This is a genomic window from Candidatus Seribacter sulfatis, assembly GCF_964187635.1.
Taxonomy (GTDB): Bacteria; Verrucomicrobiota; Verrucomicrobiia; order Opitutales; family Seribacteraceae; genus Seribacter; species Seribacter sulfatis.
On the sequence record NZ_CAXLMO010000001.1, the window covers coordinates 35,489 to 50,368 of the forward strand.

Annotated in this window: 10 protein-coding genes; 7 read left to right on the forward strand and 3 right to left on the reverse strand. The window is 39.5% G+C overall.

Features of this window, described 5'->3' with window-relative positions:
* The first annotated feature begins 68 nt into the window (after nucleotides 1–68).
* Nucleotides 69–2,675, forward strand: a complete 2,607-nt coding sequence (locus ACKPQ5_RS00155) for an FtsK/SpoIIIE family DNA translocase (protein WP_407677058.1) — start codon at nucleotides 69–71, stop codon at nucleotides 2,673–2,675.
* Between the two features lie 57 nt (nucleotides 2,676–2,732).
* Nucleotides 2,733–3,518: a helix-turn-helix domain-containing protein gene (locus ACKPQ5_RS00160; RefSeq protein WP_407677059.1), complete on the forward strand. Its 786-nt coding sequence runs from the start codon at nucleotides 2,733–2,735 to the stop codon at nucleotides 3,516–3,518.
* Between the two features lie 144 nt (nucleotides 3,519–3,662).
* Here ACKPQ5_RS00160 and ACKPQ5_RS00165 read toward each other — a convergent pair whose 3' ends face one another.
* The 3 genes from ACKPQ5_RS00165 to ACKPQ5_RS00175 form a co-directional block, all read right to left on the reverse strand.
* A complete protein-coding gene (locus ACKPQ5_RS00165) occupies nucleotides 3,663–4,817 on the reverse strand; it encodes a helix-turn-helix domain-containing protein (protein ID WP_407677060.1) in 1,155 nt (384 codons plus the stop codon).
* A 445-nt stretch (nucleotides 4,818–5,262) separates the two neighbouring features.
* Nucleotides 5,263–5,565: a DUF362 domain-containing protein gene (locus ACKPQ5_RS00170; protein ID WP_407677061.1), complete on the reverse strand. Its 303-nt coding sequence runs from the start codon at nucleotides 5,563–5,565 to the stop codon at nucleotides 5,263–5,265.
* A gap of 29 nt (nucleotides 5,566–5,594) precedes the next feature.
* Nucleotides 5,595–5,945: a glutaredoxin family protein gene (locus tag ACKPQ5_RS00175; protein ID WP_407677062.1), complete on the reverse strand. Its 351-nt coding sequence runs from the start codon at nucleotides 5,943–5,945 to the stop codon at nucleotides 5,595–5,597.
* 903 nt (nucleotides 5,946–6,848) lie between these two features.
* On the opposite strand from ACKPQ5_RS00175, the gene ACKPQ5_RS00180 reads away from it, so the two are divergent.
* The 5 genes from ACKPQ5_RS00180 (at nucleotide 6,849) to ACKPQ5_RS00200 (ending at nucleotide 14,866) form a co-directional block, all read left to right on the forward strand.
* On the forward strand, nucleotides 6,849–7,478 hold the full coding sequence (locus ACKPQ5_RS00180) for a class I SAM-dependent methyltransferase (protein ID WP_407677063.1): 630 nt from the start codon (nucleotides 6,849–6,851) through the stop codon (nucleotides 7,476–7,478).
* Nucleotides 7,479–7,599: 121 nt separating this feature from the next.
* A complete protein-coding gene (gene gltB, locus ACKPQ5_RS00185) occupies nucleotides 7,600–12,201 on the forward strand; it encodes a glutamate synthase large subunit (protein ID WP_407677064.1) in 4,602 nt (1,533 codons plus the stop codon).
* Nucleotides 12,202–12,234: 33 nt separating this feature from the next.
* On the forward strand, nucleotides 12,235–13,716 hold the full coding sequence (locus ACKPQ5_RS00190; RefSeq protein WP_407677065.1) for a glutamate synthase subunit beta: 1,482 nt from the start codon (nucleotides 12,235–12,237) through the stop codon (nucleotides 13,714–13,716).
* A 5-nt stretch (nucleotides 13,717–13,721) separates the two neighbouring features.
* Nucleotides 13,722–14,324, forward strand: coding sequence for a bifunctional phosphoserine phosphatase/homoserine phosphotransferase ThrH (gene thrH, locus ACKPQ5_RS00195; protein ID WP_407677066.1), 603 nt, complete (start codon nucleotides 13,722–13,724; stop codon nucleotides 14,322–14,324).
* A complete protein-coding gene (locus ACKPQ5_RS00200; RefSeq protein ID WP_407677067.1) occupies nucleotides 14,321–14,866 on the forward strand; it encodes an NADPH-dependent FMN reductase in 546 nt (181 codons plus the stop codon). The genes thrH and ACKPQ5_RS00200 overlap by 4 nt, the downstream gene beginning before the upstream one ends.
* The last annotated feature ends 14 nt before the right edge of the window (nucleotides 14,867–14,880 follow it).

Here is a 14,880-nt window from a genome sequence, read left to right on the forward strand (position 1 = left end):
ATTGTATTTTATAAGAATATGTGGTGGATTAAAAATTATGCTAGAATGTTAGCATTGTAGGGAGTTGAATGACTAAAGCAATTATTGAAAAACAAGTTGGCATTAAGAAGGCAACTCCTGAAAAGCAAGCAACCTTAGGTTTTGTTTTTGGTATTATTTCTATTTTGAGTTTTGTTTCACTTTGTGATTACGACCCAGGTAGCTTTCATTCATCACCCCCTACGCAAAACTCACCGTTATTGGGACAAGTTGGATTATCCTTAGCAAGTAATATTCTCGGTATTTTTGGCATTTCTGCATGGTTGTTGCCTTGGCTTTTTGGAACTTTATCCTTTCTTTCGTTTAGAAAAACTCAAAATAAAGAGAAACTGAGCAAATTTGTAACAATTGCATTATCAATTCTTTCAATTTGTATTTTAGCCAATATTCGTGATGTTCAAATTCGCGAAGACGGTAAGAGTAGTCTTTTTAATCCTAACATTTATGTTCATGGCGCTGGAGGTTCTGTTGGTGCCTTCATATATTCAGGTCAACCGATAAGCTCTCAACCGGAGGAGCAGGTTGGCGGATTTTTAAGACTATGGCTGGGTAGTTTAGGGGCAACGATGTTGGCACTTTGTATTCTGTTTTTTTGCCTTTCCATTCACTTCTCTTTCTCACCACTCCAGTTTTTTCTGACTCGTATAAAAATAGGGAAAGAATTTTTGAAACAAAATGGAGCGGAAAGCAGCAAGGAAACTCAAACCAAAGAGCCTAAAGAGAAAAATGTTCCAGATGAGATCGAGGTGTCCAATAAAGAGGACAAAAAGAAAAAATGGAAACTCCCTTGGAGTTCAGATGATGGGGACGAAGATTTGTTATTTGGTGATGTTTCTAAAGAGAATTCCAGTGAAAAATCTCCGGTAAAAGTTAAAGCTGTCAATACTGATTCGGTAAGGAGTGGGCCTGACGAAAAGAAAAGTAACAAAATCGAACCAACTATTTCTCAAGAACCTGAAGCAAAGAAACCCATCGATATACCTATTGAAAAAATTGAACCGATTGTTGATACTACTGGGCAAGATTCGAATTCAGAAACGAATGAAGGTATGGAAGGTTTCAAGGTAGTTAGAGCTGCCAAAACTGAAAAAGCAGGCGATCTATTTCCCGAGAGAAAAGGCGATTATCATTTTCCCCCCATGGAGTTACTAATGGAACCTCCGGAAGAAGAAGCGATTGGAGATGATGATCACATTCTGAAAGCAAAAAGACTTCAAGACACTTTAAGGGAATTCAAAATTGAGGTTGAAATGGGCGAAGTACATACTGGCCCGGTTATAACAAGATACGATTTACATCCTGCCGCTGGTGTACGCGTTGAAAAAATTGCTAATTTGGACAAGAATTTAGCGATGGCATTAAAAGCTGAAAGCGTGCGCATCCTTGCACCCGTGCCCGGGAAGGGTTGCGTTGGCATTGAGGTTCCTAATGCAACACCGATGCCTGTATGTATGAAGGAAATACTGCAGTCAAAAGCTTGGCATGAGGCAGGTGCAGAGATACCCATTGTTTTAGGAAAAGAAGCGAGCGGAAGACCGCTAGTTGCTGATCTTACTAAAATGCCGCATTTGCTTGTCGCTGGCTCAACTGGTTCAGGAAAAACCGTATGTATAAATGCAATAATTGCTTCCTTATGTTACCATTCCAGCCCAGAAGATGTCCGCTTCATCATGGTTGACCCGAAGATAGTCGAAATGAAGGTTTATAATGATTTACCTCATATGTTGATACCTGTTGTAACGGAGCCAAAAAAAGTTCCAGGTGCATTAAAGTGGCTTTTAATCGAAATGGAGAGGCGGTACCAAATCTTTTCCAAAATCGGCGTTCGGAATATTGCTGGATTCAACGCGAAAATACTCAAAGATAAGGCAGAAAAAGAGAAAGCTCAATTATTGGACGCACTAATGACTCCAGAGGAACGTGCGGCACTTAGTTCAATTGAAGTGCCCAGGGATGATGATGCCCTCGAGATACCAGAAAACAAGCTTCCATACATTGTTTGTATAATTGATGAATTGGCAGATTTGATGATGGTTGCTCAGGCTGATGTAGAGACTGGTATTGCCCGCCTTGCACAACTTGCGCGAGCTGCCGGAATCCACCTAATAATAGCTACGCAAAGACCCTCGGTTAATGTCATAACGGGTGTGATCAAGGCAAATTTGCCTAGTCGTATATCCTTTCGAGTTGCTTCTTATCGGGACAGTATGACTATTTTGGACGGCAAGGGTGCAGAGGCTCTGATCGGTAAGGGTGATATGTTATTCATTCCTCCAGGTAGTTCAACCTTTGCGAGAGCGCAGGGTGCTTTTGTGAGTGATGATGAAATTAATGGAATAGTTGATTTTCTTAAAATTAACGGACCTCCACAGATTATAGAAGAAGTCAGGGACCAAATCGATTCAGCCGGAGAAGAGGACGTTCTTGGAGGGAGCGACGATTCTGATGATGATCCAATGACCAAAAAAGCAATTGAGATCATTCGTTCAACGAAGAGAGCATCCACTTCTAATTTACAACGGAAATTAAGTATTGGTTATAATCGAGCGGCACGTATTATGGATGATCTTGAAGACCGGGGATTGGTCGGCCCGGATGTGGCAGGTCAAGGAAGAGAAATTTTAATGGATTTATGAAATCTCAGCTTGCTAATTTGTTAGAAGAAAGAAAAACTAGACTTCTTAAAATTTAATATGGCAATAGGGCAAAAATTAGAAGAGGCAAGAAACCGCAAGGGTATTTCACTCCGAGAGGCATCGGAGAGTACTAAAATTCGGGGTGATTACTTAAGTGCAATGGAAGCAAGTTCTTTCGATATAGACCTCCCCGAAGTGTACTTGCGTGGATTCGTAAAGTTATACGCTCGGTTTCTAGATTTAGATCAAGAATCTATTTTAGCAGATTTGGACTTAGAATTAGGCAAAGTATCTGGCAAAACTGCCAGAAAGTCTCTCGGTTCGATCGCTAATACTGAAGTTTCTGAAAATTCAGATTTTGCTAAATCTACTTCAACTGGAAGTTCTTCACCAAGTAAATACGATTCTAATTTGTCAAAACCAATATTTTTCGCGATTGGTTTGGTAGCAATAGTTCTTTTAATTGTGGGTATACTATATCTTACTTTTTCCGGAGAATCAGAAATATCACCCAAGGGGGCTAATGAAAATTCTACTATTCAGGAAGTGACTGTGAACCCGTTGTCTGTTCCTCTTTTGAAAGAGGGCGAAAATCCATCGGATATCTTTACACTTAAATTAGCCGCTATCGGACCAATTGAATTATTAATTATTGATGACCAAGGGGAGGGCACATTGAGGGATTTTAAAAACTTGGATACTGGTTGGGAGTACCAAATGAAAATTGCGAAATCTTTTCGATGTCATTGTTCAAATCTAGAAAATTTAAGATTTGCAATCGATGACGGAAAAGAAAAACAAATCGATTCAAGTGGTGCCGGCAACTTTAGCTGGAGTCCATGATTGAATTTAAAGGTCGGTTTGCCTTTAGAATATATGGTTTGTTACTGTAGTTAAAAAATTACAGAATTAATGGTAACATAATTCGTATTTAATTAAGAGAAGACCATCAAAGAGGACTATTTGTTTGATTAGAGTAGGTCTGGACTAATCATCCATGAATGCTTTCTTTGCAAACCAAAACCATGTATTCCCTTTTGTAATTGCTGAGAATTCAATCTTCGCAAGTGAGTCGTCATTTTTAGTAAGCCGAACGGCAACATCTTTTACGTTTTGATTGTCTATAATGTTGCTGATTGCTTCTCTTGCTATATCGAGATCTTGAGGGCATATGAAGTTTAAGAAAGGCTTTCCCTTCAAAATATCTACAGAATATCCCAGGAAATCTGACCATGCGGAATCATTTCCGTGAAAGATGATTTCTCCGTCTATAATTTCCATTGTTCCTGAAAAGTCAGAATCGGAAGATAGACCATCAAGGGTAAATGTTTTTGTCTCTACTGGTACAGAGCCTTTTTGGGACAGTTTGAAATTTTGGTAGTGCTTTGGTGTTATATCGATTCTTTTCTTAAACGCTCGATGGAAGTAATGAACACTTTCAAATCCACATGCTACGGATACCTGCTTGACGCTTACCTTAGTGGTGGAGAGCATTTTCTTGGCTTGTGAGATTCTAGTTTTGATTAAATCTTCTGTTGGGCTGGTTTTGAACTCCTGCTTGTATAATGATGCAAACCGACTGCTACTGAGGCTAAGTTTTTCAGCCATTTTTTTGATCGTCCATGGAAGATGAAAAGTTTCGTGTACTTCCGATCGCAAGTCCCGTAGTTTTTGGGAGTGGTCTGGCATAGATAATACAAAATCTTGCTTCGAGAAACGAATAATTTTAGTGAGTAATTCGTCAAGCGTGCATGCTACTACTCGATCCCACATCATATCTAGTGCACGACATTCCTTCGATATTTTTTCTAAAAGTGCATCGATAAAATAGGACTGAAGTGGGGAATGAATTTCGTTTGTTTCAAACCCGACTTGATTTACTAAACGTGAGGCATCGGATCCTTTAAATGCAAGCGAATCATAATTCCATTGTTCGCCTTTACTTTTAATGTAATGAGGGAAACCCGGTGCAATTAAAATACAATCACCTGCGGTTACATCGTGAAGTCCAATTTTAGTTTTAACTAGAACAGGATTTTTGAAAAAGTATAAGGTATACTCTCTTTTTCCCTTTGCTAGATCTATTATATCAGTACTCTTTTGTTTTACGGCGATATCACAGGCAGTAATTCTAATTTTCATAATTTAGTTAAAATGTAAGTTAAAACTTAAACTTATATGCAGGGAGCATAATAAGTCAACTTTCTTAAATTGCCATCATGTGGCAGAGCTTAATCGGAGTAAAATTCTCTTTTAGGATAATTTTTTATTAGTTCCGCCTCTCGTCATAGGTGCTGAAATTAATTATATTCACAAATATACTATTGATTATGGGTTGTTGGGAGGTAGATGGATATAGGTAATTTCACTGTATACTAAGATGAAAGTAATCTTGGAAGCCGTACAAATAAACAATTATCTTTGAAGAATATTATTGAAATTAAGTGCACCTCTCCGGATGAGAAATCAGCACAACTTCCAAGGCTTACAGATACATAATATTTAGTGAGTCAAATGCAAGAGGTGCAAGTTTAGTTCTTGCGACATCTTCGGTTGCGCTAAATGGGGGAAGTATCTTCAGGAAAGATTAATTATCCGCATTGGGATCGACGCATTTGGGGCCTTTCAATGCGTCAATTTGGCCAACGATTTGAGGATGATTTTCCGCTTCTTCGTTGAGGCTAACCCACTCTTGTAATTCATCAGGAACATCCATGTCAGGGAAAATTGCCTCTACAGGGCATTCGTCCATGCATGCGTTGCAATCAATGCAAGTTTCTGGGTTTATGTAAAGTCGATCGGGTAGTTCATGGAATGCGTCAACTGGGCAAACAGAGACACAACTCGTAAATTTACAGTCAACACATTTTTCGGTTACAACATAAGTCATGTTTACAAATTAGTTTTAGTTTTGTTAAATTAAAAAAAGCGAACAGGTGAGCCTTCTTGTGCTTCTTTTGCTTGCCTTGCATGCTCTTCGTCGGAGCATGGGGAGTTAGTTGGTACATTTGCCTCGTTTGAAGTTGAATTAACAAGTTTGTTACTAAGAAGATAGTTTTCCACTTCTTCACCGCTCACATCGGCAAGCATTATACCGTCAACTTCTACGCAGGGAGAAAGTGGTTGAGAAGACTTTTCTACCATTTCCGCGTATATTGCTTGGTTGTTGATAATATCGAGATCTTCGTATTCTAATGAATATTTATCCATTATCGCACGAACTCCCATGCTCCAACCGCACTGAGGTTTTAGGTATGCTTTTATTTTCATACTAATTTTAATAAATAAAAAATTTCAAAATAGCAAATACAAGGTGAACTTTACTAAAACGAGGTATATATTTTGGAAATTTTCGGAATACCTTAACATTTTAAGTTTAGATGCCCCTTTGGTAGTTCTCGTATGGCAGGACTTTTTTGCTGATATTTTAGAAGTTGAACTAACTTATTCAAATAGGTTAGTTTTTTTACTTTCTGTTTGGCTAGCCTACAGTGCTGACCGAATATTAGAATGCGTAGGCGCAAAGTCGGGAAGGAAATTATTTAAAAGACATTTGTTTTTTTATCAAAACTACAAACAATTTGGTTTTGTTTGGGGTGTCGTTTTATCTGTTTCTGTTCTATTGACTTGTTTGAATTTTGAACGAACAGAAGTCTTTTACTGTTTGGGTCTTTTATCTATCGTTTTGGTAAATCAAGTCTGGAGTTTTTATGAACCACGGTTTTTTTTTAAATTAATTTCCAAATCTCTTCGAACTTCAATTATTTTAACCATCGGATGTGTATTTTTACCCGTTATTTTGTGCGAGGGATTAAAAGTAAATAATTATCTATTGATTTTTTTGATCACTCACCTGTTTTGGATTAATTGTGCGTTAAGCAAGTCATGGGAGTATGAAACCCTTGATTTAAAAAAACCTTCTCTCATTCCCTTTTTGAAGAATCAAAACTTTTATAGTGAAATTTGTGTACTTACACTATTACTATCGTCAGTAAATCTATGCCTCTATTTTTTCAACATCCATATAGAGATTATCTCTTTGAGTTTAATTCTTACAGTTTATTTTTTTATTATATTTTTAATAAAATCGAAAATGTGTAAGATACAAAAAATAATTTTATTGGATCAATTTTATTGGATTATTCCCTTATGTTATAGTTTTGTGTAAATATTATGAGTTTTGATCACATTGCGCCTATTTATAACATCGGAGAAAATATTTTCTTTGGAAATCAATTAAATTTAGCGAGGACGGTTTTCACCGATGAGTTGATGAATTCCCATTCGGTACTTTTATTGGGGGAGGGGAGAGGGAAATTTCTCCAGGAATTGCTTGCGATTAATCATAACTGTTCTGTAACAATCGTTGATTCATCTTCAAGGATGATTCGCTACCAAAAATCAAAAGTTTCGAAGGCTAACTTCGATCGCGTTAATTTCCACTGTGTTTCAATTGAAACTTTTTCAACCAATCAAAAATTTGATCTGATATGTTCATTTTTCTTTTGGGATTGTTTTACAGTCCAACAGATCAATAAGTTAGTACCATCTTGTAGTACACTTTTATTAACAAAAGGCTTATGGATTACCAGTGATTTTATTGATTTAATGAATCATAAAAACTATGTTAATTATTTTAAAATCCGATTATTATATTTATTCTTTCATTTAACTACCGGAATTCGTGCATGGCGTGTAGAACCATTCAGAAATTTTGCCCAAGAAAATGGTCTTCGTTTATTGAAAACTGATGAAACTAAGAAAAATTTCATCTGTACAGAACTTTATCAAAAGATAATCTAATTGTGATTTTCGGTCTAAAATTCTTGACCACTACTAGCCTAACTACAAAATAGATCGTTCTGTTGCTTGATGAGCTGGTTATATAGAATATACTAACAGTTCACACTAAACTTTTTTAAATATGACATTACCCCAAAAACAAGGATTGTACGATCCCGCAAACGAACATGAGAATTGCGGAATAGGCTTGATTGTAGACATGAAGGGCAGGCGCTCTCACGAAATTGTCCAAGGAGCGCTAGAAATTTGCGTAAATTTAGATCATCGAGGCGGATGCGGATGTGACCCCATTACTGGAGATGGTGCCGGTATATTTATCCAATTGCCTGACAAGTTTCTTAGGAAATCATGTTTTGCAGAAATGTCATTAACTCTACCTCCTGAGGGAGATTACGGTGCCGCATTTATTTACCTGTCTAAAGATGAGGATTTATATTCAAATGAAAAAACTGTAACCGCAGATGTTCTTGCTGAACTGGAAATGGAATTGCTTGGTTGGAGAACTGTTCCCGTAAGAAGCGAAATTTTAGGAAAAGCTTCTGCAGAATGTGAACCCAGAATGGAACAACTTTTCGTTAAACGCCCTCAAGGAACTGAACCGGGGTTACCTTTTGAAAGAAAACTTTATCTAGCCCGTAGGATTATCAGTCATCGCTTGAGGTTCAGCTCCAAGGATCCTGATGTTAGTTTTCATGTAAGTTCGTTTTCCTCAAAAACAATGACTTACAAGGGAATGTTGACTACTCAACAACTAACGGATTACTTCCCGGACTTACTTGATCCTTCAATGGAGTCTGCCCTAGCACTGACTCATTCGAGATTTTCAACTAATACATTTCCAAGTTGGCACAGGGCACAACCATTTCGTTATTTATGTCATAACGGAGAAATTAATACTGTACGAGGGAACGAAAATTGGTTGTATGCCCGTCAAATGCAACTTGCAAGCAATGTATTTGGGGATGATGTCAAAAAATTGCTTCCTATCATAAGGGAGGACGGTTCAGATTCACAAAAGTTTGATAATTGTTTGGAGTTTCTAATACTCTCTGGTCGAAGTTTATCTCATGCAATGATGATGATGATTCCAGAACCGTGGGAAAAACATCAGGACATGCCTCAATTCAAGCGTGACTTTTATGAATTTCACGCATGCGTTATGGAGCCATGGGATGGGCCAGCTTCTATTGCTTTTTCAGATGGTACTCAAATTGGTGCCGTTTTAGACAGGAACGGGTTGAGACCTTCGCGATATTACGTAACGAAGGATGATAAAGTAATTTTAGCTTCCGAGGTGGGGGTTCTTTCTTCCATCGATCCGTTGAATGTTGTCAAAAAAGGCCGACTTGAACCTGGTAGAATGTTTTTAATCGATATGGACCAGGGTAGGATAATTGACGATACGGAACTCAAAAAATCGATTGCCCAGGAACAACCGTATGGGATGTGGCTGAAGGAATCGATGATAAACTCAAATTCTTTGCCTTTGCCTCAACACAAAACGGAGGATGATTTTTCCTCAATTGTTGTCACACAAAAAGCATTTGGTTACACCTTTGAAGACCTTAGGTTCTTGATTGGGCCAAGTGCTCAATCTGGTAAGCAACCGCTTGGTTCGATGGGTAATGATTCACCGTTGGCAGTTCTCTCAGACAAATCCCAATCTCTCTATAATTATTTCAAGCAGTTGTTTGCTCAGGTAACTAATCCACCGATCGATCCCATTCGTGAGGAACTAGTAACTGCTTCAATAAGCTTTGTAGGCTCAGAAGGTAATTTAACAAAACCCGGTCCGAAAAGTTGTAAGTTGATCAAATACGATTCACCATTGATAGACGATATTCAGACAACTCAACTTAAGGGTAAGTTACCCTCGGGTTTTATGTCATCAACTTTACCTATTCTATTTAAGCCCGATAGCTCAAAGCTTCATGGGGAAGACCTAGAAATTGCCCTAGAGGCATTATTTCGGAAGGCTGATGAAGCGATTATCGAAGGTGTTAATGTTCTTATTTTATCTGATCGTGAATTGTCCTCTGAGCGGGCTGCAATGCCTGCACTATTGGCATGTTCAGGGTTGCATCATCACCTTACAAGGAATGGGACAAGGACAAAAGTCTCCCTCGTTCTTGAATCGGGTGAGCCTCGTGAAGTGCAACACTTCGCCTTACTCATTGGGTATGGAGTGGATCTGATAAATCCATATTTAGCACTTCAAACTGTTCGTCACATGATAGTCACTGGAGATCTTAAGGGTGATCCTGTGATTGCCTGTAAGCATTTCTTGAAGGCTAATCTCAATGGAGTCATTAAGACAATGTCCAAAATGGGTATCTCCACCGTAGCGTCTTATCGAGGTGCTCAAATTTTTGAGTCAATTGGATTAAATCAATTACTCATAGATAAATATTTTACTAAAACCGCCACGAGAGTGGAGGGAATAGGAATTGATGCAATTGCTTCTGAATCTCGTCACCGACACAGCTTTGCTTTTGCGCCTAGACCCGATGAGCGTGCTTTACCCTTGGACCCTGGTGGCGTTTACCAGTGGAGATCTACTGGAGAAAAGCATTTATTTAATCCAAATACTATTCATAAATTACAAAAAGCTACACGGCTTGGAGATTATGAAGTCTTTAGGGAATATTCGAATGCTGTAAATGACCAGTCTAGGGATCTCTACACATTGAGGGGACTGATGGAGTTCAAGGTTGATGATCAAACTGAAATCCCGCTAGAAGAGGTCGAACCTGCTTCGGAAATAGTTAAAAGATTCAAGACAGGCGCAATGTCTTATGGTTCAATTTCCAAAGAAGCACATGAAAGTTTGGCCATTGCGATGAACCGAATTGGTGGTAAGTCCAATACAGGGGAGGGAGGAGAGGATCTCGATCGATTTACACCAGACCCTGATGGAACTTCCCGTAGGTCGGCAATTAAACAAGTGGCAAGTGGCAGATTTGGTGTAACTAGTTATTATTTGGTCAATTCAGATGAAATCCAAATTAAAATTGTTCAAGGTGCTAAACCTGGCGAGGGTGGAGAACTGCCTGGTCATAAAGTCTTACCGCCTATCGCAAAGACCAGGGGAACCACACCAGGAGTGGGATTAATTTCTCCGCCACCCCATCACGATATCTATTCAATTGAAGATTTAGCTGAATTGATTCATGATCTTAAAAACTCCAACATTCATGCTCGAGTAAATGTAAAACTCGTCTCTGAAGTGGGAGTGGGTACGATTGCGGCAGGAGTAGCAAAAGCAAAAGCGGATGTAATTCTTGTTTCAGGATATGATGGTGGGACTGGTGCCTCGCCTCGGTCTTCAATCCAGCATGCGGGAGCACCATGGGAATTAGGGGTTGCAGAAACAAATCAGACTCTTCTTCTCAATGATTTGCGAAGTCGAATTGTTTTAGAAACCGATGGTCAGCTTAAAACGGGACGAGATGTTGCCATTGCTTGCTTATTAGGTGCGGAGGAATTCGGTTTTGCGACTGCTCCTTTAGTCACGCTGGGATGTTTGATGATGAGAGTCTGTCATAAAAATACCTGCCCCGTTGGTATCGCTACTCAAGATCCTCGTCTCCGCAAGAAATTTGCAGGAGGGGCGGATGCGGTAGTAAACTTCATGCAGTTCATCGCCGAGGAAATGCGCGAAACGATGGCCAAGCTTGGGTTCCGCTCGATTAATGAAATGGTTGGCCGGGTGGACAGGTTAGAACTACGCAACGCGGTGGATCATTGGAAAGCAAAGGGCCTTGATTATTCAAAAATTTTATACCGTCCTGATGTGGGTCCTGAAGTGGGGACATACTGTCAAATGAAGCAGGACCATTTGCTCGATAATTCCCTTGATCTTAGAGAGATCCTGAATGCTTCTAAACCAGCACTTGAGAATAGTGAAGCAGTTGAAATTGATTTACCTATAGTCAATACCGATCGTGTGGTGGGTACTATAACAGGTGCTGAAGTTTCCAGAAAATTTGGTCCAGTTGGATTACCGGATGATACTATTACAATAAAATTAAATGGCTCTGCTGGGCAAAGCTTGGGTGCTTTTTGCCCCAACGGCATGACTTTTAAAGTCGAGGGTGACACGAATGATTACTGTGGAAAAGGCTTATCCGGGGCTAAGATAATTGTAAGACCACCCGAGAATTCATCTTTTGTTGCTCATGAAAATATAATTACGGGTAACGTATGTTTTTATGGAGCCACAGGGGGTGAGGCATATATCGCCGGAGTGGCAGGAGAAAGGTTTTGCGTGAGAAACTCAGGTGTCAAAGCAGTTGTTGAAGGGCTTGGTGACCATGGATGTGAGTACATGACAGGAGGACTCGTTTTATGCCTTGGTAAGACAGGGAGAAACTTTGCAGCCGGAATGTCTGGCGGGGTAGCTTATGTTCTTGATGAGGATGGCCAATTTTCGAATAAAAGATTGAACCATGAAATGGTAAAAGTGTACCCATTGGTAGAATGTGATGATTCGGAAATCCTCGAGGTCAAAGAATTGATTGCAAAGCATGTTGATTATACGGGTTCGCAAAGAGGGCAAGATATTCTTGAAGATTGGGAAACATTTTCAAACAAGTTTATCAAAATTTTACCCGAGGATTATGAACGTGTTTTACTGGCATTAAAAAAAGCAGAAGAACGAGGATTAAAAGGAGACGATGCAGCTCAGGCAGCATTCGAAGAAAATGTGGCCGCCGGTCATTAATATAAACTTCATTAAGGAGATTTAAAAAAAGTTATGGGTAAGCCTACAGGATTTTTAGAACATGAAAGACGACCAATACCAAATCGTGTTCCAACCGAGCGTGTAAAAGATTGGAATGAAATACATGAACCTTTCGAAGAAGAGAAGGTTCGTGTTCAGGGGGCGAGGTGTATGGATTGTGGAACACCTTATTGCCATACTGGAATGACAATAAGCAATATGGCAAGTGGATGCCCGGTTAACAACTTGATCCCGGAATGGAATGATCTTGTTTATAACAATAAATGGGAGGATGCTTTAGAGAGGCTTCACAAAACAAATAATTTTCCGGAATTTACCGGTCGGGTATGCCCTGCCCCTTGTGAGGGGTCTTGTGTACTGGGTGTTATTGAACCACCAGTGGCAATTAAAAGTATTGAATGTTCCATTATTGATAAAGGATTTGCTGAAGGGTGGGTAAAGCCAAACCCTCCCAAGTCCCGTTCGGGTAAAAAGGTTGCAGTTGTGGGATCAGGACCAGCCGGTTTGTCGGCGGCAGATCAATTAAACAAAGCTGGGCATTTAGTAACGGTTTTCGAGCGGGCAGACCGAATTGGCGGTCTACTTGTTTATGGAATTCCTAATATGAAATTAGATAAGGAAATTGTACAAAGGCGAGTCGATTTATTGAGTGAGGAAGGAATTGAATTTGTAGTATCCACTGAGATCGGTAAAGATATACCCGCCAAACAATTACTGGAAGATTATGATTCGGTCTTGCTTTGTTGTGGTGCTACGAAACCCAGGGATCTCCCTGTTGAAGGACGGGAACTTAATGGGGTTCATTTTGCGATGGAGTTCTTAACCAAAAATACTCAAGGACTGTTGGAACTAAAAGACATTACCTCATTTGAGACAGCGGCGAAGGGAAAAGATGCAGTTGTAATAGGTGGTGGAGATACTGGTACTGATTGCGTCGGAACTTCATTGCGACATGGTTGTGCAAGTATTACGCAGCTTGAAATTATGCCGCGACCTCCGGAAGAACGTGCTTCTGATAACCCATGGCCTGAATGGCCTAAAGTTTATAAGATGGATTACGGCCAAGAAGAAGCGAAAGAGATTTTTGGCGATGACCCTCGAAATTATTTAACAGCAACAAAGAAATTTGTCGGAGATGAAAATGGTAATTTAAAAGCCGTTCTGATTCATGAAATTGAATGGAAACAAGACAATGGGCGCTTTACACCCGTGGAGGTTCCTGGTTCAGAGCGCGAAATTCCCGCACAAGTTGCATTTTTAGCTATGGGCTTTCTTGGACCCGAAGATATCATTGCGGAGGAATTAGGGCTAGAAAGAGATTCTCGATCCAATATTCACGCTGAATATGGAAAATTTAACACAAACATTGAAGGAGTCTTTTCTGCTGGTGACATGAGAAGAGGCCAGTCACTTATTGTTTGGGCAATTAATGAAGGTAGGGCTGCTGCAAGAGAATGTGATCGTTTCTTAATGGGCGAAACCTCGTTACCATAATTTTGATGCAGGTTGTTTGCCTAGATTTAGAAGGAGTACTAGTTCCCGAAATTTGGATAGCATTTGCGGAAGAAACGGGAGTCCATGAATTAAAGCGCACTACTAGAGATGAGCCCGATTACGAGGTGCTTATGCAATATCGTTTGGATATTCTGGATAAGAATGGTTTCACACTAACAGAAATACAAGAGGTTATTGGCACATTAAATCCTTTTCCGGGTGCATTCGAATTTGTAGAGACGATTAGAGAGGATTATGAATTAATTATTCTATCAGATACCTTTAAAGAGTTTGCGGGTCCGTTGATGAAAAAGTTAGGATATCCGACTTTATTCTGTCATGAGCTTGTCGTGGATGAGAATGATAAAATAAAAGCGATTCAATTGAGACTAGCTGACCATAAAAGAAAATCGGTACAGTATCTGCAAAAACTTAACTTTGAAGTCATCGCATCGGGAGATAGTTATAATGATATTGGAATGTTAAAGACTGCCGATTATTGTACTTTATTTAATCCGCCAAGTTCCTTAGTGAGCGAGTATCCTGATATGCCTATTGTATCTGACTACCAGCAATTACACTCATTTATACAAAAAACGGCCTCATGATCTCGCTTCTTGTAGGAACAAATCGGGAGGGGAGTTTGTCTTCTGTTTTGACTAACTGGTTGGGGCAGGTTTACCAGGAGCTTGGGGTAGAACATAAAGTTTTAGAATTGAGCGATCTTCCCCCAGAAACTTTTTCTCCTCAAGCCTATACAAATAAACCGAAAAAAGTAGAGGAATTTACAGATTTCATTCTCAATTCTTCTGGCTTAGTTGTGGTAACTCCAGAGTATAATGGAAGTATGAGCGGGGCTTTAAAATTGTTTATCGATATGTTGCCTTTTCCTGAAAGCTTTGAAAATAGGCCTATTTGTTATGTGGGTATCGCGTCCGGACAGTTTGGTGCACTTCGACCTGTCGAACACTTACAACAAGTGTTTGGTTATCGTAATGCCTACAATTTTCCAAAGCGCGTATTTGTACCGGCAGTCTATAACTCAGTCGATAAGGAAAAAGGGGTGGTCTGTGAAGATTTGGATAAAAGGTTACGTGATCAAGCAACTGGTTTTATCGAATATTGTAGTTCATTGGGAAAGAAGTTTTAATATTCTTCCCTACT